The organism is Fibrobacter sp. UWEL (genome assembly GCF_900142535.1).
Lineage (GTDB): Bacteria > Fibrobacterota > Fibrobacteria > Fibrobacterales > Fibrobacteraceae > Fibrobacter.
The window spans coordinates 29,773-51,501 of the sequence record NZ_FRBE01000010.1 but is presented as its reverse complement, the minus strand read 5'-3'; the positions used below and the strand labels follow the sequence as shown (position 1 = coordinate 51,501).

The window sequence follows — 21,729 nt, the reverse complement described above, 5'->3', positions numbered from 1 at the left end:
GCGTGTAATATATATCCAAAGAGGAAAGTGCGTTTGTAAAAAAATGGGGCAGGATTTTAAATGTCTAGGATTTAAAAGATTTTTTCTAGAATTTCTGGCAGTTCGTTCAAATTCTGGATTACAGCATCGGGATTTTCCGCAGTTCCGAATCCGTATGCGGCATGGATAAAGGGAATGCCGGCTGCGCGAGCGGCAGTTTCGTCACCAACGGTGTCCCCGATGTAGACGCTGTTTTGACATCCATTACGTTCCATAACAGCCTTGATGTTTTCGCCTTTACTTTTGCCAGTGCGGCCGGACATTTCGTAATCTTTGAAGCACTTCTGCAGGTTTTGACTTTCAAGGAAAGCTTCGATGTATCCGCAAGGGCAATTGCTGACGATGAACAATTCGTACTTTGCGGCCAGCTGTTCCATAAACGATTTTTCAAAAAACAAGGGTGCGCCGTGTTCTTTCAAGTAAGCGCAATGGGCTACCGCACATTGAGAGAAAATATCTGCACGACGTTCTTCAGCCATATCGGGAAAATAGATTCTGCCAATTTCCTGAAGGTTCTTGCCCATCACATTTCGAAGGTCATCCTCGGAAATCACCTTGCCGGTGTTATTCCTCTCAAACACTTGATTCCAGATGAGAGTCAAGGGAGCAACAGTATCCCAGAGGGTTCCATCCAGATCGAAAATAAGGGCGTTAGGCATAGTGCAAATTTAGGCTTTCTTCTTGTCCATCTTGGCAAAGATTCCCGCCAAAACGGTTCCGCTAATGGAATGGTAAGCGCAACTGATAGCGCAGGGAACAACGCAGAGAGCTGCTTCAGGATGTGCCGCAATATTTTCGGGATTGGCGAAGAAACCTGCAGCAAGAACCGTAGCCATACCTGCATTCTGCACGCCCACTTCAATAGCAATGGTACGCTTTTTTGCCGTAGTGAATTTCAGGCCGCGGCCAACACTATAACCTAGCACATAACCAAGCGCATTATGGCAGAACACCACCGCAAGCACCAGGAACAAAAGGCCCAAACCGTTTGCCAGCAAATGAGGGCGCACCGTCACGATAACGCCACCCACAATCAGAGCCAAACCAATGACGCTGACGGAGGGCATATTGGATTGAATTTCCTTGAAGGCCGCGCGCTTTCCAAAGAAGTAATTGCAAAGGAATCCGACCATGACGGGGCCGATAGTCACGTAAAGAATGTTCAGGAACATTCCCACCGCATTCACGTTAATGCTGGTATCCGCAAGCCACAAAACAAGCAGCGGAGTCATGATGGGCGCGAGCAAGGTACTCACCGTCGTCATACCCACGGAGAATGCCACGTCGCCCTTTGCCAAATAACTCATCACATTGCTGGAGACGCCGCCAGGGCAGCAGCCCACCAGAATAATACCTACGGCCAAATAAGGATCCAGCCCGAAAACCTTCGTCAAGACGAATGCCACCAACGGCATAATCGTATACTGGGCTAGAGCTCCCGCGCAAATATCCAAAGGACGCTTCGCCAGGTTCTTAAAATCTTCCACCCGTAAGGTCAAGCCCATGGAAAGCATGATAATTCCAAGAATCACGGAAGAAACATTTCCGCGGACCCAGCCAAATGCAGGCGGCAGGAAGAAGGCAACGACAGCACAGCCGATTACGAAGAGGGATGTGTAGGAAGAAAGAAAACGGGTTATGCCACGGATGATTTTAAGCATGTCCCAAATATAGGAAACTACAACTGCTGTCCAATTAGATTATAAATCTTCTCGTTTTTATAAAACCCAGAATTCACATCGTTACGGAGGATACTGCGACGCACCGGCTTGATGGATTCAGTGTCGGACTCACCAGCAGAAGCTCCCTCCCCACCTGCGGAAGGCTTTGCAGTCATAACAGCAATAGAATCCGTCGATACAACAAAGTTATCATAACGTACAAACACATCCTTGGTCGGAGCCCAGGTGGTATCGCTTCCACCGTGGAATGTGGAGAGATAGAACTCGTCAATTTTCTGGTTTGTAGAATCGCGCAAACGCAAAGTATCCAAGTCCAGGGAAAGTTCACCATCGAACCAACTCTGCACAACGCCGTTCTTATCGCCGGTTCCTTCTGTGGTTACAGAATTCAAAACCACGCGGGTCACCACGCGATGCCACTGCCCCGGCACAAACTGCTTTTGTTCCGCAGTTCCATTCAGGTTCCATAAGGCGTCATCGCCGTATGTTCCTGCCTGATCCACGAAATAGAGGTACTGCACCACATTGCCGTCCTTGCGCCACATGATGCGGGCGCTCCAGCCGTCACCTACCGAGGGGCGATTTCCGCCAGTGTAGCACTTGCCACCGCAAAGGCCTGGCAGCTTACCGCCTTTCACAAATTCAAAACCTTCTTCGAACTGAATGTCGTAAGCCACCCACATTTCCTCGGCGCTTACCTGGAGAGGTTGCTTCACTTGTCCCGCACAAGCTGGGATTCCTTCTTCGGACTTGTCGTTGGGCCCTACGCATCCCTTGGGATATTTCAGTTGCAGAACCATGCCATGTTCATCGCCATCACGTACAATTTTTGCATTCTCGCCATTGTTCTGTTCCATGGCATACCAACTGGACGCACCCTGACGCTTGGGAAAATCTTCCTTTGCCATGTCATTGGTATACTGGCCTTCTGCACGATTTTCAAAATCAACAGAAACCACCACGTCAGCAAAAGCAGACGATGCGAAAGCAACAATCAAAAGGGTAAGTTGGCGAACAAACTTCATAACACCTCGATGAACGAGTACCTTATTGAAAATACAACTTTTTTAGAAATAACGATTTACGCTGTTGTCTTTAGACAATTCCCAAGGATTACTCTTTCTTTAAAAGGTCACAAGGCCTTGTTCTTTTAAATGTACATTGACTTGACAGAGCCTTGCAATTAGTGTACATTTGTACATATGAAAGAAACCCGTCCTGAAGATAATTCCTTCTTGTTGTATAAAGACGAAAACGGCAAAACAAACGTTTCTGTCCGCTTTGCCGATGAAGATGTTTGGGTAACCCAGGTCCAGCTCGCCGAACTATACGAAACCACTCGTCAAAATGTAGGCCAGCATATTGAAAATATCTACAAAGACGAGGAATTACCCAAAGAGGCAACTATAAAGAAATTCTTTATAGTTCAAAAGGAAGGCTCTCGAGATGTCCGCAGGGAATTAGATCATTATAATCTCGACGTCATCATCGCCATCGGCTACAGGGTACAATCTCCCGTAGCAACTCGCTTTAGAAAATGGGCAACAACTCGTCTTCATGAATTCATCCAGAAAGGTTTTACCCTCGACGACGAACGCCTAAAGAATGGGCGTAATCGTTACTTCAAGGAACTTCTCCAGCGCATCCGTGACATTCGTTCTTCTGAACGTAATTTCTACCAGCAGGTGACAGACATTTACGCCACTGCCATAGATTACGATCCCCGAAAAAAGATTACGCTAGATTTCTTTGCCACCGTGCAAAACAAATTGCATTACGCAGTACACGAACACACTGCCGCAGAACTTATATACGAACGCGTTGATAGCGACAAGCCGTTTGTGGGCATGACAAACTTCAAGGGCAATTATGTAACCGAAGACGATGTAAAAATCGCCAAGAATTACTTGTCAGAAAAAGAACTGCAGCGCCTAAACCTGATGGTTTCTCAATTCCTGGATTTCGCAGAATTACAAGCCTTGGATGAAAAGCAAATGCGCATGCAGGACTGGATAGACGCACTCGATAATCAGATTGTCATGAGTCAGCGGCAGCTGCTCGAAGGGAACGGCAAGATTTCTCACGACGAGGCCATGGAAAAAGCCGAGCGCGAATATAAACTTTTCAAGCAGAAAGAACTCGAAAATTTGAAAAGCGACTTCGACAATTTCCTGGAACTTCGCGATAAGATTGCCACATATAAGGCAGATGCACACTGATACACCCAACTATTCGAAATTTCCGAATAGTTCAATATAATGGTGACGGGAGTTTACCTTAGATAGGTTTTTCGCTTTTTGATAACAATCTACGTTTATGTTATGGATACCATGGCTGACTGAGAAGCTGGATCAGGGCAAGTTTCTTCATATCTTGATTTAGTCCCTTAGGCAACGGACAGAGTAACCGTAATCCTTACTGCCGTAGCCACGGCTAACGAACTCGACGTTGTAGTGGAAGTACCAGGTGTACGCGTAGCCGCTATCGATCTCCGTAGAACTCCAGAAGCTCGCAAGGCTGCCGGCATTGCTGAAATCGCCACTGTCGTAGCGGTCGCCCGCAGGCAATACCCCGAAGCCGAAGGAATCAGTTCCGTTGCCGCTATCATTCCACCCACTGGTAGATTTGAGTTTTATATTAGCGGAGCCACCTACTGTAGAAATCAGGGTACCCCATTCGTCCTTGTTTGGCAGGAGCCAACCCTCGGGGCAGACCCCTCGCACAGTTCCGCTGGATTCACAGGTCGTACCAAAGCCATAGCCGCAGCCCTTGCCTGCGGTGCTAAATACTGCAGCGCTATCCATGGCTGCAGACCACAAATACAGGCGACCGTACTTGGCACAGGAATCGGCACTGTTGTTGTAGCAGAAGCTGGAGGAATCCAATCTTGATGTAGGTTCGTTGTAGGCGTAGTTCAAGTTTTGAGCCATCCATATCTGCTCGCCGATGGTCACTGTCTTGTAGACCTGGTTATCGCGAGTGTCCAAGAGCTCGCCGTAAGCAATGTCCGGATTCAAATGTTCTGTAGGTGCGTAGGTGCAGGTTTTGCCGGAGGGGCATTCCGTTGTATAAGGAATGAGTTGCACCACTTCGGAGGAACTGCTATTGACACTGGAGGAAGACTTCGCAACGGAGCTGCTGCTCTTCGCAGAACTGCTAGATTCCCGGTCGTGGCCGGGAATGACACTACTGGAGCAGCTAGAAGATTCGTCATCCTTGACGCTGGTGCCGGAATCGCCACCGCAAGCCCAAAAAGCCAGGGGGGCGCAGATCAACGGGAGCATCCAAAATAGTCTTGTACGCATAATATTCCTCCATAACTGTAACGGCATCCAATTTAGATAATCTATGCGCAATGGGTCTACAAAACAGAAAGTCTTTGCCACTTGACCAAACGAGTGCATTGGCTTGACAGAGCCTTATGTTTAGTGTATTTTTGTGCAGTAGATAAAAAAGGATTTTTTTTGCCCCGCGCACGTAACAAAGAAGACCTGCTGAAATTCGCTTCGGACAACTATAACAAACTGAAAGAGATTATCGTGGGAATGAGCGAGAACCAGCTGAACACGGAATTTGATTTTTCCGATATGGAAAAGTCCGAGGCGCATTGGAGCCGCGACAAAAACCTACGGGACATCTTGATTCATCTGTACGAATGGCACCAGCTGCTGCTCTCCTTTGTGAAGAACAACGCCAAATGCACCGATGCAAAGAATGCCATCCAGTTTCTGCCACCGGAATATTCCTGGAAGACCTACGGCGCTATGAACATCATGTTCTGGCAAAGAAACCAGTCGACCTCTCTTGATGTTGCAAAAAAGCAGCTGGAAAAAAGTCACGCGCAGGTCATGAAGCTTGCAGATAGTTTCTCCAACGAAGAACTGTTCACCAAGAAATATTTCAAGTGGACAGGCACAACGGATTTGGGAAGTTATTTCGTTAGCGCTTCCGCTAGTCATTATGACTGGGCCATCAAAAAGTTGAAACTTCACTGCAAAAAGGTGAAGTAAGGAATGCCTACATAGCAAAAGAGGAATTGCATGAAAACAATCTATGTATACGTGATGGATACCATGGCCGACTGGGAAGCAGGCAATGTCATGGCGGAGCTGAACTCCAAACGATTTTTCAAGGCTGGCGCCCCTGAGGTTGTCCTAAAAACAGTGAGTGCCACGAAGGACTCCATCAAGACAATGGGCGGACTCACAGTTACGCCGGACTGTGCATTAGACGAAATTGAAATCAGCAAGGACAATATGCTGATTTTGCCTGGTTCCGACGCATGGGCAGACCCGAAGAATTTTGCAATCGTCGGCAAGGCAAAGGATTTTCTGGACGCAGGCGCTGATGTTTGCGCCATTTGCGGAGCAACCGTGGCCCTATCAAGCGCTGGAATTTTGGACAACATCAAACATACCAGCAACGGCGTCGGCTTTTTAGATATGTTCTGCCCCACTTACAAGGGCAAGGAATTCTACGTGGATGAAGCGGCCGTCATGGCAACTGCACCTAACAACGCGCACCTCTTTACCGCCAGCGCGACAAGCGGGCTGCTTTGGGCAAAACTTATTATTGAACACCTTGGCGTTTTTGCTCCCGATGCACTCACTGCCTGGTACGAATACTTTAGCACCGGAAAAGCAGAAGCGTTCTTTGCATTGATGAACGCAGTACAAGCTAGTCGTGCATAGCAACCTCATATAGGTGAAACGCGCAGAATAATCATGCCTAAGCGTACCGGTGTAGCCAACTTGCCTTTGCATACGGGGACGGTTCCCCGTTGGCTTGCCGACCGTATGCGAGATTTAGGCAGGCTTATAGCCGAATCCATCGTGGAGAATTACGGCAAGAGGGAATTCCTGGTACGTTTAAGCGATCCGCTGTGGTTTCAATCCTTCGGTGCGGTCATGGGCATGGATTGGCATTCCTCGGGAATTACCACCAGCGTGATGTACGCATTGAAGCGTGGGCTGAACCCGATTGCACGCGACTTGGGGATTTACGTGTGCGGCGGCCGCGGAAAATTTTCGCGGGAAACACCCACGGAACTGCTGCAGATTGCGGATAAAACTGGCGTGGACGGATATTACCTGAAGCGCACCAGCTGTCTTTGCGCCAAGGTAGACAACACTGCGGTCCAAGACGGTTTCCAACTATACCAGCACAATTTTATAGTTACTGACGAAGGGGATTGGGCAGTTGTTCAGCAGGGCATGAACACCGATGCAAAACTGGCCCGACGTTATCACTGGTGTTCCTCCAACTTGCGATCTTTTGTGGAAGAGCCCCACGCAGGTGTGGTGGGCGAAAACCGCGGACAGATTCTGAATTTGACCCATCAAGACGCGCGCAATACGCGAAACTCCATTCTGGAATTGACTCACGAAAATCCCGACAGGATGATGCGCGAAATCCAGCAGATTGTGGCACCCAATTCTTCTGTGATTGTTTCACCGCAAATGGATTTGTTTGCGCCTATTATCGCAAATTCTTCTCGCGATTGCACTATGCCGAACCGCCATGATGTCCACGCAGAAGATGTGGACTTAAAACGCCTGGGTGGAGTTCTTGCAACCGCCTACGAATCCGACCCGAAAGATTTTGAAAGCCTTTTGCTTACGCCAGGACTTGGCCCCCGCACTTTGCAATCCTTGACTCTCGTCAGTGAAGTCATCAACGGAACGCCTTCCCGCTTCAGGGACCCTGCCCGCTATTCCTTCGCCCACGGCGGAAAAGATGGCCATCCCTTCCCTGTTCCTACATACGTTTATGACGAATCCATTCGCGTATTACAAGGCGCCATCGAGCACGCCAAAATTGGCGACCGCGAAAAAATGGATTGTCTCAACCGCCTTCACGCAACGCAATTAGCCATCGAAAGAGACTGCGAACCTCTCGCAGATTTCGAAAAAACACTTGAGCATGAAAAAGCCCACTCGCAAGAGTGGGGCGGCAAGACGGTTTAAAAAGCAGGCGCTAAATCAAATCCATCAATTCATAAAATACGTACAGCGTATTTCTTTTTTGTTGATTACTAAACACAAGATTAAATTCTACGAGCTTATCTAGCGCACGATTAATGGCGGTATTCGAAAGCCCCGTTTCTTTTGCAATGGACTTAGTAGTGTGTATAGGCATCTTGAAGAAGCATTCAAAGACTTGTTTAGCAATCTTTGACGAACACTTCTCATCAATCACCTGAGTACTACGAGCATACAATTTTTCAATCTTGGCGATATTTTCGCTATACTTGACACTTTGCTTATCCACGATATCCAGGAAGAACTTCACCCATTCATTCCAGGCCCCATTACTGCGGATATCGTTCAACAACTTGTAATACCTGTACTTTTCCTTTTCAATAGCCTCGCTCAAAAACAAATACAAGCGATCTATTTCATGAGTGTAAAAAAGGTACAGAACAATAATCATTCTGCCGATACGTCCGTTACCATCCTCAAATGGATGAATAGTTTCGAATTGCGCATGAATCAAAGCCGCATTCACAAGGTTACGTTGCTTAGGAGACGGATTGTTCATATAGCCAATAAGGTTATCCATCAGCTTCTTGACATTTGCCGGTGCAGGAGGCGTAAACGAAACATCCTTGGTCGCCTCATCCTTGATGTAATTTTGCTTTGTTCGATATCGGCCTGTATTTTCCGAAGTTTTGTGCACATCACCACTAAGCAAGATCCGATGCATTTCAAGAATCATTTCTTCACTGAATCTGCCATCACGAATCAAATAGGATACGCCTCTATTCAAGGCGTTGGTATAATTTTCCAAGTCCCTATTATTCGTGCTAGTCTCGTTCGCAGCCTTATTTTCTAAGGATTCCTCAAGGCTAGTGCAAGTACCCTCCATGCTGGTGGAATGAAAGTTTTCTTTCCAGAGCATAGAACGAGTGCAGGATTCCTCGGCAATAGACCTTTTCAAAGCCGTCAAATAAATACCCATATGAGACGTAGCATCAATAAGCTCGTCAAAGTATTCCCGCTTGTCCAGCTTTTCCAACGCAGACTCAATAAACTCGGCTTTAAAGGGCTCTTTCATAGTAAATACAAAAATACATTAAATTGTATTTTAAAGAAAGTGAACATATTTACACTCACTTTCCAATAAGGCAGGATTTATCCACATTCAAGTAATTAAAAACAGAAGACAACCCCTCAATAAAAGCAGGGTCTTTCATTTTTTTATCTAGGTACTTTTGCCTTTGTTCCTGCTGAATCTTCATCTGACGTTTTCTCGATGGTCCCGAGCCCCAGTCCGCACGTATTTTAAATTCACAATGAACAATGTGAGGACGTTCGTCTCCCTCCTCCCTAGAATATTCCGCAGCAGGATCATTATTCAGGATCAGGACAGCCAATGAGTCCTGGGTACCTGGTTCTAGAATAAAAATCTTCGGATAAACATAAAGACTACGATCCCCCGAAATAGTCATCATTACGTCCTTAACCAAAAGATAATCATATCCTGAAAATTGAAGGTGAACCATGTCGGCCTCTTTACCTGCAGGCACATCAAGGGCTTTGTATTTACTTTCACTCTCATACTTGTAAAAAAGACGATTGAGAACCTTTTTATAAAGGCCCTCCTCATCAATAATCTCAACGACCTTCAAATCACCAAATTCATGTACGGTTACAGATTCAGATAAAAAGTGGTCCAGAGCCAGATTTCTCCAGACCACCAATTCATAAGAAGCATAAACAACAACAATTGTAACTGCAATAATAGGGTATTTAATCCATCCCCAATTCATGAAAAAGCTCCCTCTGAATCCTTTGTATAAACGCTTTTTTTGCCACATCTACAAAAATCGGGTTCACCGTCGGAGTGATAGGAAAGAAAAAGTGCGAATTCACTTTATCCACAAAGTTCTTCCAGCTTCCGTACGAATGAACGAACAAGTTAAATCTACCAAATTTTTGATTACGGTAGTAATCGTTCATCGCCTCGTACGGCGACCGACCTCGTTTTATAAGATGGGCAACGTTGCGAGCATCAACATCTGCATAGAAATCTTTTGAGCCAAAACTTTGACTTAAGGAGTCGTCGTCTCCCCCAATGTATTTATTGGCTATGGCCCTAACACTATCCATCGGAATTTTGGCGATGTCTTGAATATATTGCAAGCGCCTCGCATACGTAAACATATCCCCAGCCCAGCTGGCCCATTCCGAAGGAATAATTGCATCATCGTTGGCATCATCCAGATACTTGCTTATGGCTGCGTTAAAATGCGGGACATCTAACACAATGCTTGTTCCAGGAAGCTGCATATTTTCAAATTTTCCTCCGCGGGAAAAACTAGATGGGTAAGAGGAATGTTTTAGACGTATATTATAATTCAATAACCTATTAGCAGCCCCCGAAGTCAGCATCCAACTAAGACCATCGTAGCCACCATAATCACGAAGAACCTTAAACAACTCCAAGCCCTTCTTCCGCTGCCAATCTTTTTCCCACGAATATACTACCGGCAATTTTTCCATTTCTTGAATGGATTGCAAATACTGGTCAAACACAGGCTTTTCCGGTACAGGGAGATAACGAGCCAACGAACAAGAAGGTGAAAGTCTTCCAACTCCTTGAGACGGACGAAACCCACTGACGTAAGTGACGTCACTTGGTACGGGAGAACTTGTTGAAGGAAATAAAGAACCATAATCTGCCATTGCAGACTCCTTTGCAAGCAAACCGGTGACTGCAATCGCCGGTTTGCTTTTTTAATGACAGAGCGAAGCACTCGCTCAAATGCAAATATAACATTTTTCCACAAAGAGTAAATACAATTTTTGCAAAAATTGTATTTACAAATTATTTTTTATCCAATTTTCAACGATTCAGCATCATTTCCAATCAAAATGAATGTAAAAGGCCCCAAAGAGTGGGGCGGCAAGACGGTTTAAGGAGTTACAGTTTAAACTTCACACCACCAGCGAACATGCCGGCCTGGCCTACGCCTAGTTCGCAGAAGAACGAAATATCGTCACCGAATTCAAATCCCAGCAAAGACGCGTGAAACATAAACGCAGTATCGTCATTAATTTCTAATGAGGAAGAACCCTTCTGATCACTTCCTAAGAAGAACATGGCACCTAATGCTATTTGAGAATAGAAGCGATAATCCGTTTTGTTAATCCAATTGAATTTACCCTTGGGCATCACAGTGATGGTGTGAATATCATGCCCATCCGCTATATAGGTGTAAGAAAGAATTCCACCTACTTCGAACAAATCCGTCAGTTCAAATCCATAAGCGATATTGAAGGAACTAGCTGATAGACGTCCCACTTTTTCATCCGGTTCTTCAACACCAAATATACTTGCAGCAGCTTTCCCGAAAGCAACAGACCAGCTATAGGCATTCATGACACCATAGCTTACGCTTATGCTATGCCCATCAGCAGCCCATAGACTCGCTGAAGCAAATAGCAAAACTAATAAGAACTTCTTCATTATTCATCCTTCACGCAGCGGACAGACAGCCCGAAGTCTTTTGCGTAAGGGTAAACGGAAACGTCCTTGCGGCCAGCCATCATGTGGACGCCGATAGCCTTTTTTGCGGCAGACTTCTGCGGTGCGGCAACGTTCTCGCCCTGCGCGGCTCCCGATAAACTTGCACCATCTTCCGTGGCACTCCACAAGTATGCGTACATGGTCTGGCGATCGAAGCGGCCGCGGTAATCGCGGAAGCCCGAGGGAGTCCCGTTGAAGCCGAAGTCATCGGAGCCGTTTCCGTAATGGCTCCAGCCCTCAGTAGATTTCAACTTGACGGCAGCGGAATCGCGACCGCCTACGTCTGCAAAAAGTTGTTCAAATTCTGCGGCAGTGGGCAGGTGCCAGCCAGCGGGGCACACGTCCTTCGCAACGTCCCAGTTATAGAAACGCCCGTACTTGCGGCAGTCATAATTAAAGCGAGTGTAGCACCAGCTTTCTTCGGCGGCGTAACTCAAGTTTTCAGCCATCCAAACCTGCGCGCCAATTCGTACAGTCTTGTATTCCTGATTATCGCGGGAATCTTTCAAGACGTCCTGCGCAAATACGTGCAGACACATCAGGAGGACCATAAAAAAAGATGTACGAAGTTTGAGCATCGTACATCAATATAAAAATTTACTTCAAACGGACGATTTGCTTGATACCGTCTGCGGATTGCAGCAGGTAAACGCCCTTGTCGTATCCAGCGGATTTAAGGCCAGTTTCGTAGGCGCCACCAGCCACATTCACAGATCCAAGAACCTTGCCCATCATATTGAACACGCGGTAATCCTTGAGAGCCGTAGAATTCAGCGCAACACCACGGGTAATTCCATCGCCGGTTTCAACAGAATCGACAGGAGGAACAGGATCAATCGGATCATCAGGCAGGGCAAACGTGATGTAGTCGATGTCCATCCAGCTGCCGGTAACAGTGAAGCGGAGGATGTGTTCGCCTTCTGTGAGGTTCACCTTGGCGGTCACTTTACTAAAGTCATCGTAATTATTTTCCCCTTCGTTCTTGGGCACTGCGATAGACTCGGTAATATCCTTGCCATCCATGGAGAGTTTAAAACTGGAGGTATTGTTTGCGGAAGCTACAGATGCATACATGTTGTATTCGCCAGTTTCAGCCACCTTCACGGTGTATTCCAGCCATTCGCCTTCCTGGTTGTAGCCCACCACAATCTTGTCGCCCTTCTGGTAAAGGTCAACGCCTGTATCCTTGCGGTAGTCGCTGTCGCCGTTGTTCTTAGAATCATTTTCCTTGTAGGAATCATTGCCACTGCCTACGCCCGGAATGTCGAAATCTTCCATTTCGATTTTACCCGGAATGGAGGCAGCCTCACCCTTAAACGGAGTCTGAGGTTCAGGCACAACAGGAGCGCGGTTAATGGCCTTGAGCATCTGTTCTGCATAACGCTTACCGATAGTCACATAGGCGTCATGGCCAAAGTGATAGCGATCCACTCCGTTACCTTCCAAACCTTCAGAAGATGCAAAGTAGGTATTGTCCATGGTGTTGGAAAGCTTGGAAACGCGATCGGAATAGCAGCAGCCCGTGCGCAGCAATTCGCCAGCGACAAAGGGAACGGAATCAGAGCTCATGCCCAGAGCGGAGAGGAAATCGTCGCGAGTCTTCTTGACGATTTTCGGCCAGTCGGAATAGCCGCCATCGGTTTCGCCCTGATGGAATATAATGCCCTTGATGACGCCCACTTCCTGGGCCTTCTTTGCCAAATCAATAATCGCCTGCGGAACATTTCCGCTGGGTTCATATTCCTTGGCATAATTCTGCAACCAGCTTTCCGCAGTGGAAAGATAGGAGGCGTACTGATCCTTGTCGAATAACTTGATGGAGGCGCCCCCCACAGCTACAGGCACGATACCGATAGTCACATCCGGCATGCTATCCGCCATGGTACGGCCAAACCAGTCCGCCACAGAAATGGTGTTGCCGCAGTTGAACAGGGACGGCACAGCGGGATAAACTTCGCCAAGAGTGTTGCGACCCTTACCGGAACACTTCTGGGAAGCGATGATCTTGAAACGGGGATGTTCCACCTTATCAGAAGCCTGAGCGTCTGCGGTGCCGCCCATATTGGATTGACCATAGGCCAGATAAATGTGGAAATTAGGATCGGGAGCGGCGCTAGCCACGGAAGCGGCAAGTCCCAGACCCGCGAGAATCGAGAAAAACTGTTTTTTCATATTATTACCCATACAACGTACCATAAGTATACCCCTTTTTAGGGCCAAATGTTCCATATATATGGATACTTCTTTTGACAATTTGTCAACGGGCTTTCGGTTGAACTAGGCGACCAATGATATCGTAAGCCCGGCCTTTACCTAATTTTAACGGATAACCCACATTTTTTCTCTGAACGGCAATTCTGGTAGGTTCCTCGGGAGCCATAGTTTCCAGCATTTTCAAAGCATAGCGTTTGCCAAATTCCACCACGGCATTTCGATTGAAATGGTATTCATCCTGCCCTTCTAGCCCCTCAGAAGAAACTACGTAAGCATTTCTCATAACGCGAGGAAGTCTATCAACTTGACCGGGATACGCAATACCGCTGCGCAAGAGTTGGCCTGCAATAAAGGGAACCGAATCCGCACTTAACCCCAGCGCCTCCAAAAGATCGTAACGAGTTTTTCGAACCGTCTCGAGCCAATCAGGATTCATCCCATCGGTTTCACCCTGATGGAAAATGAAACCCTTGATGACACCTAATTCCTGGGCTTTCTTGCCAAGATCCACGAGAAGCTGGGGTATATTTCCATCTTCTGCGTACAGCCTCACTCGCCTTTGGAAATCCTGATCTTCGGTGGGAATATAATCGGCGTACTGGTCCTTATCGAACAACTTAATGGAGGCGCCCCCTACAGCCACCGGGACAATCCCGATGGTCACATCAGGAAGACTATCCACCAGAGTGCGGCCAAACCAATCCGCAATGGATACACCATTGCCGCATTTAAACAAGCTCGGAATAGCAGGATACACGTCCCCAATCACGTCGCGATTAAGCCTACTGCATGTTTGGGTGGCAAACATCTTGAAGCGGGGATGTTCAATTTCATCTTCTTCTACGGGAGAACCGCAGCCTTCCATATTGGATTGGCCATAGGCAATATAGATGTGAAAATTCGGGTCAGGCTCAGCCCACACCGCAGACACAGCGGCAATCGCAGCGAAAACGATCAATTTCATCATCCTGACCATGCTTTAAATATACCTTAAAAAAAGTTTACGAACGTTGATTTTTATAATTACGCAGGATGAAAATACAAGTGTTGATCGATAACCTTAAATCCGCAGGGGAATCCTGTGAGGTTTTGCAGCCGGAATGGGGCCTCTCCGCTTTCATTGAGTTTAACGGCAAGAGGATCTTGCTGGATACTGGAGCCTCGGCTGCATTCGCAGCCAACGCAGGCGCCATGAAGGTAGACTTGTCCACTGTGGACGTTGGAGTGTTAAGTCACGCCCACTTCGATCATTCCAACGGGATGGAAAAATTCTTCGAGGCAAATTCCCACGCCCCATTTTATTTGCGGGAAAGCGCCGGCGAGAACTGTTACCACACACACAAGTTTTTGAAGTTCTTCACCTATCAGGAATACATCGGCATACGCCGCGGCTGGCTCAAGCGTTACGCAGGACGCATCAAGTTTGCAAGCGGCACCGCAGAAATCCTACCAGGCGTATTTCTAGTGGGTCATAATGATTTTGTTTTTAGTGCCGAGGACCGCGCAGAAATCGCAGCACGTAACGGGCTCTCCGTCAAAGTGAACGGCAAGTACCGTCCCGATAGTTTTAACCACGAGCAAAGTCTTGTATTTGACACTCCCCGCGGTTTATTCATCATGAACAGCTGCAGTCACGGTGGCGCAGACAACATCGTGAAGGAAATTGAAGTCGCATTTCCCGGCAAGAAGATTTACGCCATGTTGGGCGGGTTCCACTTGTACCGCACATCGGATTCTCAAGTGCGGGCCTTCGCAGAACGCCTCCGCGAATTAGACGTTCAAAAAATCTACACCGGCCACTGCACCGGCGATCACGCCTACGAAATTCTCCACGAAGTCCTAGGCGACCGCGCAGAGCAAATGTACACCGGCATGGAAATTGAGGTTTGAAAAAGGAAAAGAAATGAACAAAGAAAGTATCTCTCTCGACAATCTTGAAAATATCAAGGGTAACCCCAAGGCCCTTTTACCAATCGCAGTATTCCTGGTCCTTTATCTGGGCATGGGTATCACTTTTGAATATGTTCTAAAAGTGCCCATGGGATTCTACAACATCCCCATTGTGGCGGCTTTCTTGGTGGCCATCTTTGTGGCGTGCATCCAGAACCGCAAACTGAATTTCGACAAGAAGATGAACGTGATGGCAGGCGCCCTGGGCGATCGCAACATCTTCCTCATGATTTTGATTTTCCTGTGCGCCGGTATTTTCGCAGGCATCCTGGGGCGCTCTAGCGCAAGTGCCGCTGCTTACCTGCTTCTGGACTTTATCCCGTCGCAGTTTGCAGTGGTAGTCTTGTTCGTGGTGGCAGCCTTCGTTTCTACCGCCATGGGAACTTCCGTAGGCACTATCGCAGTGGTCTCCCCCATTGCTATTGAAGTGGCGGGTGCTGCAGGCTTCGGCATTCCCTTCTGCGTAGCTTCCGTCATTGGCGGCGCCATGTTCGGCGACAATCTTTCCTTTATTTCTGACACCACCATCGCGGCAACATCCACACAGGGCTGCGCCATGAAGGACAAATTCAAGGTGAACTTCTGGATCGCACTGCCTGCGGCCCTGGCAGCCATTGTGATCATCACCGCCATCTCTTTCGCGACGGACGCCCACGCGGTCGTTACCGGTGACTACAACTTGATCCAGCTGGTACCCTACGTTTTGGTTCTTGCATTGGCTCTGGCCGGCATCAATGTTTTTGCAGTTTTGCTGGTGGGCATCGTTGCCGCAGCCGTCATTATGGTGGGCAGCGGAAACCTGAATTTCGTGGGCCTGCTGGGAAACATCGGCAACGGTATTTCCGGCATGTACGAAACCATCATGGTAGCAGTTCTCGTAAGCGCCCTTTGCGGACTCATCCGAATTCACGGAGGCTTTGCCGCATTGCTGGATTTTATCCATAAGGTTTTCAAGGGCCATAAGAGCGGCCAGTTGGGCGTAGGCCTTCTGGTAAGCGCCATGGATATCGCCACCGCAAACAACACCGTAGCCATCGTTATGGCGGCTCCCATCGCCAAGCAGATGAGTGACGAGTACAGAATCTCTCCCCAAAAGACCGCTTCGCTCCTGGACATCTTCGGATGCATCGTGCAGGGCCTGCTCCCTTATGGCGCCCAAATGCTAGTGGCCCTCTCCGCAGTAGCTACCGCTGCAGCCGCTCAGGCCGCCGCCGGCGTCACCGTGCAAAACATCAGCGCCTTCGACATCATCCCCTACATGTTCTACCCATTCTTGCTCTTGATCAGCGTGCTGGGATTCATCGCCATTTCACCCAAGAGGAAGAAGAAGTAAGATAGAACGCAAACAATTGTTACAGTTTCACCCTGTTTTCAGTTCTTTTCGGTTCCAGGCCTCTGAAAAAAAGCGATTTTTACGGGGTTAAGTTTATACTTACGATGGGATTGGTGTGTTCGCACACTAATTAGAGGATGTTTGATGAAACACATTATTGGTTCGCTTACTTTGGCGACGTGCATGAGCGCATACGCTGCAAGCGTTGTTGGTCCCGTTAGTCAATACGGCCAGCTGATTACCGGCAAGAATTCCAGCGGCAAGGGCCAGATCTACGGCTCCTGCGAAGGTGTCAAGGACGGCAAGGAAGTTCAGGTCCGCGGCATGAGCCTATACTGGAGCCTGATTCCCGAAGCAGTTGAATACTGGAGCGCCGCAGGCGTTTCCACCATGGTGAAGGATATGAAGATCCAGATTGTCCGCGCAGCCATGGCAACGGGCGATGAATACTGGAATTCCTCCTGGGAAGGCCACAAACTGCAGGGCTACCAGAACGATCCCGATTTCCAGAAGAACTTGATGAATACTGTGGTGCAGGCCGCCATCGACAACGACATCTACGTGATTATCGACTGGCATTCCCATGTGGCACACACCCAGACTGCAAGCGCAAAGCAGTTCTTTGGTGAAATGGCCCAGAAGTGGGGCAAGTACGACAACGTGATTTTCGAAGTGTTCAACGAACCGCAGGATATTTCCTGGGACTTGATCAAGAACTATGCCAACGAAATCGTGGCCGAAATTCGCAAGTACTCCGACAATCTGATTCTGGTGGGAAACCGCAAGTGGGACCAGAATCCTAGCGACGCCATCGGCAGCGAAGTCACTGGCAGTAACGTTGCCTACACCATGCATTATTACGCAAATTCCCATTGCTACGAAGGCAGTCACAGCACCTTCGCCGACCACAACGGACAAACCTGGGATGAAGATTGCGAAGGCACCAAGACCGTCAAGGCCATGAACGCAGGTCTCTCCGTTTTCGTATCTGAATGGGGTACCGGCAATTCCGACGGTAAGGGAACTCCCGGTTCCAACAACGCGGGCTGGCAAACCTTCCTGAACACCCATAAGCTTTCCTGGGCAAACTGGAGCGCAAGCCACTTCGACGAAGGCACCGCAGCATTCGCTAACGGCTCTAACAAGAATGCTCTACAATATACCGCATCGGGCTCTCTAGTCAAGGGTTACTTGGCAAGCAATCCCACCAGCTACACCAAGTGCTCTACTACACCTTCTGTTAATCCGGGCAATGACACCAAGTCCTCTAGCTCTGTTCAGCAGCCCGCTTCTAGTAGCTCCGTGAACCCGGTTTCCTCCAGCAGCGCTGCGACAGTCTCTTCCAGCAGCCAGCAGCAAGCAAGCTCCAGCAATTCCGTGCAACCCGCCTCTTCCAATAGCCAGCAGAATGGATCTTGCGATGGTCAGTGCTACGACAAGTTTACTGGCAAGTGCGTTGCCTACTACAACGGGATCCAAGCTTCCGATGGCAGCAGCTATGCCTACGACAACACTTGCAAGCTGACCATCCACTATGACGCAGGTAACGGATTCTTCGATGGTCCGGGAATTACTCCCAGCTCCAGCTCTGCCGTTCCGGGCAACACTCCGGAATCCAGCAGCGCAACGCTCGCCTTGAAGGATGTTGCAAGTGCAAACTTCAACGTCAGTGTTCACGGCAAGATGCTGCAGATCTCAGGCGCCACCGCCAACGTGGATGTCTTTGACATGCAGGGTCGTCCCATGATGAGCCTCCGCAACATTAGCGGTACCGCATCTCTTGAAGCACTTTCCAATGGCAAGTACATCGTTCGAATCAAGGCAGGCTCCAAGAGCATGGTAAAGCACATCGCCTTGAAGTAAGCTTCAATTCCATCTTGGAATAATGATTTACGGCTCAACCTCTTGACCATAGCGGGTTTGAGCCGTATATTATACACATAGACCGGATGTAAACCGGAACGCAGGACCTGCGGGTCCCGCAGAGATAGAAACGAGTCGGCCCTCTTTGGAGCGCCGACCGTTTTTTTGTTTAAAGCTCTGCTAGGCGTAAACGTGCGCTTAGCAGAGCTTTAAAATATATATTTGAATTATCGGGGTTAGTTTATGAAAAAGTTCTACGTCAAATTTGCAATGTCTTGTGCATGTCTGTTCTGCTTTGTGGCGAACAGCAGTGCTCAACTTGTATTCCATCCAAGTCAAGTCTCGGAAGATTCGATTTCAAACTTTGGACATAATTCTGAAACGCCCTTTTATTTCGAAAAGAATCCCTTAATTGCCAAAGCGCAGAATGCAGGACTTGACGACATAATTGCAGACGTTGATACTGTAGGTGCAGAAAAATTTTATGTGGGGAAGGATTCCCTAACCATGTATTGTAAGACAACGGAGGTTCAGGGCCGCAAGGGGAAAAAGGATAAACGCCATTGCTGGATTCCAGATGCTCCCGAAGCTGTGCAAAAACCTGTGAAGATTTATAGCTGTACCGATGATTGCCCCATTACCGAGGCTAGCTGGGACCGTGAACAGAAAATGAAGGAACGTAAAAAGGATAAGCGGGATCCTCATGAAAAAGATATGGACCGGGAACGGAATGCTCTACCGAGACAATTTATTAATGTTTTGGAAACCACTATAGAAGTCCTTAATACAGTAGAAAAAATTACCACTCCTTTTGTGTATATGGGAACCGCCGTCTATGAAGCGGGTAAGTCCATCTACAAAGGTGTATCAAAATAGCAAGCTATATTCTAGCAGAGCTTTATTTAAAGAAGAGTCTTTTCGAATTCAGCCAGGAGCTTGCGGCCTTGCTCCCATTCGCCTAGATTTGACTTGGCGTTAATGTGGCCCAGGCAGCCTACGCTTTCGATGTGTGCGCCCCAGGCGTTGGCAAAGAACTTGGAACGCTCCATGGTCACAAAAGGATCGTCCTCGCTAGCGATCACCCAAGCGGGGACAGGCAACTTTTTCAAGGGCATGGGAGCGAAATTGTTGATAATCTCGATATTGTCCGCATCGCTGGGCGAAACCAGGAAGGCGCCCTTGATGAAATGAGCCTTGGGATTTGCAGCGGCACCTGTGCGTCCAAAAATTTCTGTGAGCCAGAGAACGGTGGTCACCACGCCCAGACTGTGGGAAATAAAAATGGTGTCGGATTCCAGCTTGGAAACAGCCTCGTCCAAAGTTTCAATCCATTCAGATTTCTGAGGGGCATCCCAATTGCGCTGGACAACACGGCTTGCATCTTCTAGGCTCTTTGCCCAGAAACTTTGCCAATGGGTGGGACCGGAATTATTTAAACCAGGGACAATCAGATGATGCATTTTTGCTAGATCCTTCGACTACGCTGCGCTCCGCTCAGGATGACATGCAGGATTATTTCTTCTTCTTTTTCTTGGCGGCCTTGACGTCGTTGAGGGCGGCTTTCAGAGCTTCTTTCTTGGCCTGTTCTTCTTCGGGAGTGGGCTTGGTGTCTTCCAGCAGGCGATCGGCCCACTCGTCCCAGAACTTGCAACGTTCACCATCAAGCTTCATCTTGGCGAACTTTACCGGTTCCGTTTCTACAGCCAGCGTGATAACAGATTCCTTGTAAGCCTGCGGCAGGCCAGAAACCTGGGACATACGCTGCTTGAGCTGAGCCACGGTAGCATCCAGAATATCAACGCTAAAGCGACGTTCGATGTAACGGCGGGCAATGACGCCAACACCCATAAAGTAGCTGGCTTGATCGCCCATTGCAAGATAATTCTTACCGCGGAGTTCCTTAAGGGCAAGAACCGCTTCTTCGTAAGGCGGCAACTGGGGAGCGGCACCCACCTTGCGGAATTTGTGATGAAGGAACATGCCCAGGAGAATAAGGATGATGGCGCCCAAAACGATGGAGGCTACAATCACCCACTGAGGCATGCGCGGATCATCCAGAGGATCTTCCACCTCGATAATGTCTTCTTCTTCGCCAGTGGTACGAGTGGCGACCTTCACGGCAACAGGATCCGTATTGGTGCGTACCGTGTCGGAGCCCACCACGGCAGTGACCTGCTGGGGCGCAATCATAAAGTCGCCGCTAATGAACGTATTGAGAGTTGCTTGCCAAACAAACTTCGCAGTCCCCTTGGGCATGCCTTCGGTAATACGGTCGTTGACGATTTCCTTTACTTCGAAGCTACCCAGGTTCCCCACGAAACTGGGCAGGTCCACAATGGCATCTTCCGGAGCAGTCACGGCGATTTCGTAATTGAAACGGTCACCGATAAAAACCTGGGCGTTGTCCACCTTGGCATTGACACTAACATCAAAGGCCCCAGCGGCGGAAACAAGAGCTAGAATTAAAAGGCAATAAATTTTCGTAAGGGAACAAAGTCTGTGAGACATAAAAACCTCTTTGCCCAAGGAATATACAAATTTCACCATCTAAAAATCTGTCCGCTTCGGCTATGCTCAGCGAACTTACTTGAGATGCAGTTTCTTCTGGCGGAGGGCGGCGGTGGGATGTTCGCGGTAGATTAAAGCGAAAAGCTTTGTGTGGGGGATTTCGCAAGCAGTCAGTTCCCGCAGGGCATTCTTCGCGATTTTCTTTTCCAGCTGGCGGAAAGCGTAGGTATCCGCTTCGTATTCCTGATTCCAGCAGAAGCCATGGAATAACATCCTGCCGGGAATGGCCACCACATGCAGCCACAGGAAGGCTTCCCAGAGGGGGCAGGCAAACTGGAAGGTGACGAATACAATCCAGCCTAAAGCCAGAAGGAGCAGCAACACCTTGAGGGTATTGCGTAAAGTGGCGTGATGGAGCTTCTGGTGGCCTTCTTCGTGAAGTTTCACGAAGTTGCCTACCACGGGCTCCCTGCGGTTTTCCGGCAGCGGGACCAAATCGTTTACCAGCGGGATGATTCGCAGGACCATCCAGAAACCACCACCCTGCTGTGTCAGGCGGCACTCTCTCACTTCCAGGACGATACGTCCCAGAACTTCAACCAAAAGCAA

General features: G+C 48.4%; 22 protein-coding genes. 8 read left to right on the top strand and 14 right to left on the bottom strand.

The window, feature by feature from the left end; translation table 11 throughout:
- Nucleotides 1–71: 71 nt before the first annotated feature.
- Genes BUB59_RS07975 through BUB59_RS07965 form a run of 3 tightly spaced genes read right to left on the bottom strand, consistent with a single transcriptional unit; the run spans nt 72 to nt 2,746 of the window.
- The gene (locus tag BUB59_RS07975; protein ID WP_073228228.1) at nt 72–698 is read right to left on the bottom strand and encodes an HAD family hydrolase; all 627 of its coding nucleotides are present in this window, start codon (nt 696–698) and stop codon (nt 72–74) included.
- 9 nt (nt 699–707) lie between these two features.
- Entirely contained in the window at nt 708–1,700 is a 993-nt protein-coding gene (locus BUB59_RS07970; protein ID WP_073228225.1) for a bile acid:sodium symporter family protein, read from the bottom strand.
- A 17-nt stretch (nt 1,701–1,717) separates the two neighbouring features.
- Nucleotides 1,718–2,746: a polysaccharide lyase gene (locus BUB59_RS07965; RefSeq protein WP_073228222.1), complete on the bottom strand. Its 1,029-nt coding sequence runs from the start codon at nt 2,744–2,746 to the stop codon at nt 1,718–1,720.
- Nucleotides 2,747–2,923: 177 nt separating this feature from the next.
- Here BUB59_RS07965 and BUB59_RS07960 point away from each other — a divergent pair, with 177 nt between their 5' ends.
- On the top strand, nt 2,924–3,940 hold the full coding sequence (locus BUB59_RS07960; protein WP_073228219.1) for a virulence RhuM family protein: 1,017 nt from the start codon (nt 2,924–2,926) through the stop codon (nt 3,938–3,940).
- A gap of 159 nt (nt 3,941–4,099) precedes the next feature.
- Here the strand turns inward: BUB59_RS07960 and BUB59_RS07955 are convergent, their stop codons facing one another.
- Nucleotides 4,100–5,026 carry a fibrobacter succinogenes major paralogous domain-containing protein gene (locus BUB59_RS07955; protein ID WP_159433348.1) on the bottom strand — a complete coding sequence of 309 codons (927 nt, stop codon included), beginning with the start codon at nt 5,024–5,026 and terminating at the stop codon, nt 4,100–4,102.
- Between the two features lie 159 nt (nt 5,027–5,185).
- Between BUB59_RS07955 and BUB59_RS07950 the strand changes: the two genes are divergently transcribed.
- The 3 genes from BUB59_RS07950 to BUB59_RS07940 are packed head-to-tail and all read left to right on the top strand — an operon-like array spanning nt 5,186 to nt 7,687.
- Nucleotides 5,186–5,731, top strand: a complete 546-nt coding sequence (locus BUB59_RS07950) for a ClbS/DfsB family four-helix bundle protein (RefSeq protein ID WP_073228212.1) — start codon at nt 5,186–5,188, stop codon at nt 5,729–5,731.
- 30 nt (nt 5,732–5,761) lie between these two features.
- The gene (locus BUB59_RS07945; protein ID WP_073228208.1) at nt 5,762–6,412 is read left to right on the top strand and encodes a DJ-1/PfpI family protein; all 651 of its coding nucleotides are present in this window, start codon (nt 5,762–5,764) and stop codon (nt 6,410–6,412) included.
- Nucleotides 6,413–6,445: 33 nt separating this feature from the next.
- Nucleotides 6,446–7,687: a DUF763 domain-containing protein gene (locus BUB59_RS07940; RefSeq protein WP_073228205.1), complete on the top strand. Its 1,242-nt coding sequence runs from the start codon at nt 6,446–6,448 to the stop codon at nt 7,685–7,687.
- 10 nt (nt 7,688–7,697) lie between these two features.
- On the opposite strand, the gene BUB59_RS07935 is transcribed toward BUB59_RS07940, so the two are convergent.
- The 7 genes from BUB59_RS07935 to BUB59_RS07905 form a co-directional block, all read right to left on the bottom strand.
- Nucleotides 7,698–8,777, bottom strand: coding sequence for a Fic family protein (locus tag BUB59_RS07935; RefSeq protein WP_073228201.1), 1,080 nt, complete (start codon nt 8,775–8,777; stop codon nt 7,698–7,700).
- A 55-nt stretch (nt 8,778–8,832) separates the two neighbouring features.
- Entirely contained in the window at nt 8,833–9,492 is a 660-nt protein-coding gene (locus tag BUB59_RS07930; RefSeq protein ID WP_073228198.1) for a hypothetical protein, read from the bottom strand.
- Nucleotides 9,473–10,408, bottom strand: coding sequence for a hypothetical protein (locus BUB59_RS07925; protein WP_143160288.1), 936 nt, complete (start codon nt 10,406–10,408; stop codon nt 9,473–9,475). Before BUB59_RS07925 ends, BUB59_RS07930 begins: the two co-directional genes overlap by 20 nt.
- Nucleotides 10,409–10,646: 238 nt before the next feature.
- Complete coding sequence (locus tag BUB59_RS07920; RefSeq protein ID WP_073228192.1) at nt 10,647–11,192, bottom strand: hypothetical protein; 546 nt, start codon at nt 11,190–11,192, stop codon at nt 10,647–10,649.
- Nucleotides 11,192–11,803, bottom strand: coding sequence for a fibrobacter succinogenes major paralogous domain-containing protein (locus BUB59_RS07915; protein ID WP_159433347.1), 612 nt, complete (start codon nt 11,801–11,803; stop codon nt 11,192–11,194). Before BUB59_RS07915 ends, BUB59_RS07920 begins: the two co-directional genes overlap by 1 nt.
- 46 nt (nt 11,804–11,849) lie before the next feature.
- Nucleotides 11,850–13,424 (bottom strand): sialate O-acetylesterase, encoded by a 1,575-nt coding sequence (locus BUB59_RS07910; protein WP_234979997.1) that lies wholly within the window; start codon nt 13,422–13,424, stop codon nt 11,850–11,852.
- Between the two features lie 85 nt (nt 13,425–13,509).
- Nucleotides 13,510–14,442, bottom strand: a complete 933-nt coding sequence (locus tag BUB59_RS07905; RefSeq protein ID WP_234979996.1) for a sialate O-acetylesterase — start codon at nt 14,440–14,442, stop codon at nt 13,510–13,512.
- A 56-nt stretch (nt 14,443–14,498) separates the two neighbouring features.
- On the opposite strand from BUB59_RS07905, the gene BUB59_RS07900 reads away from it, so the two are divergent.
- From BUB59_RS07900 to BUB59_RS07885, 4 genes are all read left to right on the top strand, one after another.
- Nucleotides 14,499–15,356, top strand: a complete 858-nt coding sequence (locus BUB59_RS07900) for an MBL fold metallo-hydrolase (protein ID WP_073228179.1) — start codon at nt 14,499–14,501, stop codon at nt 15,354–15,356.
- Nucleotides 15,357–15,369: 13 nt separating this feature from the next.
- The gene (locus BUB59_RS07895) at nt 15,370–16,749 is read left to right on the top strand and encodes a Na+/H+ antiporter NhaC family protein (RefSeq protein WP_073228176.1); all 1,380 of its coding nucleotides are present in this window, start codon (nt 15,370–15,372) and stop codon (nt 16,747–16,749) included.
- A 144-nt stretch (nt 16,750–16,893) separates the two neighbouring features.
- Nucleotides 16,894–18,612, top strand: coding sequence for a cellulase family glycosylhydrolase (locus tag BUB59_RS07890; RefSeq protein WP_083540236.1), 1,719 nt, complete (start codon nt 16,894–16,896; stop codon nt 18,610–18,612).
- A 243-nt stretch (nt 18,613–18,855) separates the two neighbouring features.
- Nucleotides 18,856–19,488 (top strand): hypothetical protein, encoded by a 633-nt coding sequence (locus BUB59_RS07885; RefSeq protein WP_073228169.1) that lies wholly within the window; start codon nt 18,856–18,858, stop codon nt 19,486–19,488.
- A 26-nt stretch (nt 19,489–19,514) separates the two neighbouring features.
- On the opposite strand, the gene BUB59_RS07880 is transcribed toward BUB59_RS07885, so the two are convergent.
- The 3 genes from BUB59_RS07880 to BUB59_RS07870 form a co-directional block, all read right to left on the bottom strand.
- Nucleotides 19,515–20,072 (bottom strand): RBBP9/YdeN family alpha/beta hydrolase, encoded by a 558-nt coding sequence (locus BUB59_RS07880; RefSeq protein ID WP_073228166.1) that lies wholly within the window; start codon nt 20,070–20,072, stop codon nt 19,515–19,517.
- Nucleotides 20,073–20,124: 52 nt separating this feature from the next.
- Nucleotides 20,125–21,120 carry a hypothetical protein gene (locus BUB59_RS07875; protein WP_073228162.1) on the bottom strand — a complete coding sequence of 332 codons (996 nt, stop codon included), beginning with the start codon at nt 21,118–21,120 and terminating at the stop codon, nt 20,125–20,127.
- Nucleotides 21,121–21,195: 75 nt separating this feature from the next.
- Nucleotides 21,196–21,723: a M48 family metalloprotease gene (locus tag BUB59_RS07870; protein WP_143160286.1), complete on the bottom strand. Its 528-nt coding sequence runs from the start codon at nt 21,721–21,723 to the stop codon at nt 21,196–21,198.
- Between the last annotated feature and the right edge of the window lie 6 nt (nt 21,724–21,729).

Coding starts and splice junctions, on each gene's coding strand:
- BUB59_RS07895 (WP_073228176.1), top strand. CDS start 15,370: ATGAACAAAGAAAGTATCTCTCTCGACAATCTTGAAAATATCAAGGGT.
- BUB59_RS07975 (WP_073228228.1), bottom strand. CDS start 698: ATGCCTAACGCCCTTATTTTCGATCTGGATGGAACCCTCTGGGATACT.
- BUB59_RS07930 (WP_073228198.1), bottom strand. CDS start 9,492: ATGAATTGGGGATGGATTAAATACCCTATTATTGCAGTTACAATTGTT.
- BUB59_RS07915 (WP_159433347.1), bottom strand. CDS start 11,803: ATGGTCCTCCTGATGTGTCTGCACGTATTTGCGCAGGACGTCTTGAAA.
- BUB59_RS07965 (WP_073228222.1), bottom strand. CDS start 2,746: ATGAAGTTTGTTCGCCAACTTACCCTTTTGATTGTTGCTTTCGCATCG.
- BUB59_RS07890 (WP_083540236.1), top strand. CDS start 16,894: ATGAAACACATTATTGGTTCGCTTACTTTGGCGACGTGCATGAGCGCA.
- BUB59_RS07875 (WP_073228162.1), bottom strand. CDS start 21,120: ATGTCTCACAGACTTTGTTCCCTTACGAAAATTTATTGCCTTTTAATT.
- BUB59_RS07970 (WP_073228225.1), bottom strand. CDS start 1,700: ATGCTTAAAATCATCCGTGGCATAACCCGTTTTCTTTCTTCCTACACA.
- BUB59_RS07905 (WP_234979996.1), bottom strand. CDS start 14,442: ATGGTCAGGATGATGAAATTGATCGTTTTCGCTGCGATTGCCGCTGTG.
- BUB59_RS07910 (WP_234979997.1), bottom strand. CDS start 13,424: ATGAAAAAACAGTTTTTCTCGATTCTCGCGGGTCTGGGACTTGCCGCT.
- BUB59_RS07920 (WP_073228192.1), bottom strand. CDS start 11,192: ATGAAGAAGTTCTTATTAGTTTTGCTATTTGCTTCAGCGAGTCTATGG.
- BUB59_RS07880 (WP_073228166.1), bottom strand. CDS start 20,072: ATGCATCATCTGATTGTCCCTGGTTTAAATAATTCCGGTCCCACCCAT.
- BUB59_RS07945 (WP_073228208.1), top strand. CDS start 5,762: ATGAAAACAATCTATGTATACGTGATGGATACCATGGCCGACTGGGAA.
- BUB59_RS07925 (WP_143160288.1), bottom strand. CDS start 10,408: ATGGCAGATTATGGTTCTTTATTTCCTTCAACAAGTTCTCCCGTACCA.
- BUB59_RS07955 (WP_159433348.1), bottom strand. CDS start 5,026: ATGCGTACAAGACTATTTTGGATGCTCCCGTTGATCTGCGCCCCCCTG.
- BUB59_RS07900 (WP_073228179.1), top strand. CDS start 14,499: ATGAAAATACAAGTGTTGATCGATAACCTTAAATCCGCAGGGGAATCC.
- BUB59_RS07935 (WP_073228201.1), bottom strand. CDS start 8,777: ATGAAAGAGCCCTTTAAAGCCGAGTTTATTGAGTCTGCGTTGGAAAAG.
- BUB59_RS07940 (WP_073228205.1), top strand. CDS start 6,446: ATGCCTAAGCGTACCGGTGTAGCCAACTTGCCTTTGCATACGGGGACG.
- BUB59_RS07885 (WP_073228169.1), top strand. CDS start 18,856: ATGAAAAAGTTCTACGTCAAATTTGCAATGTCTTGTGCATGTCTGTTC.
- BUB59_RS07960 (WP_073228219.1), top strand. CDS start 2,924: ATGAAAGAAACCCGTCCTGAAGATAATTCCTTCTTGTTGTATAAAGAC.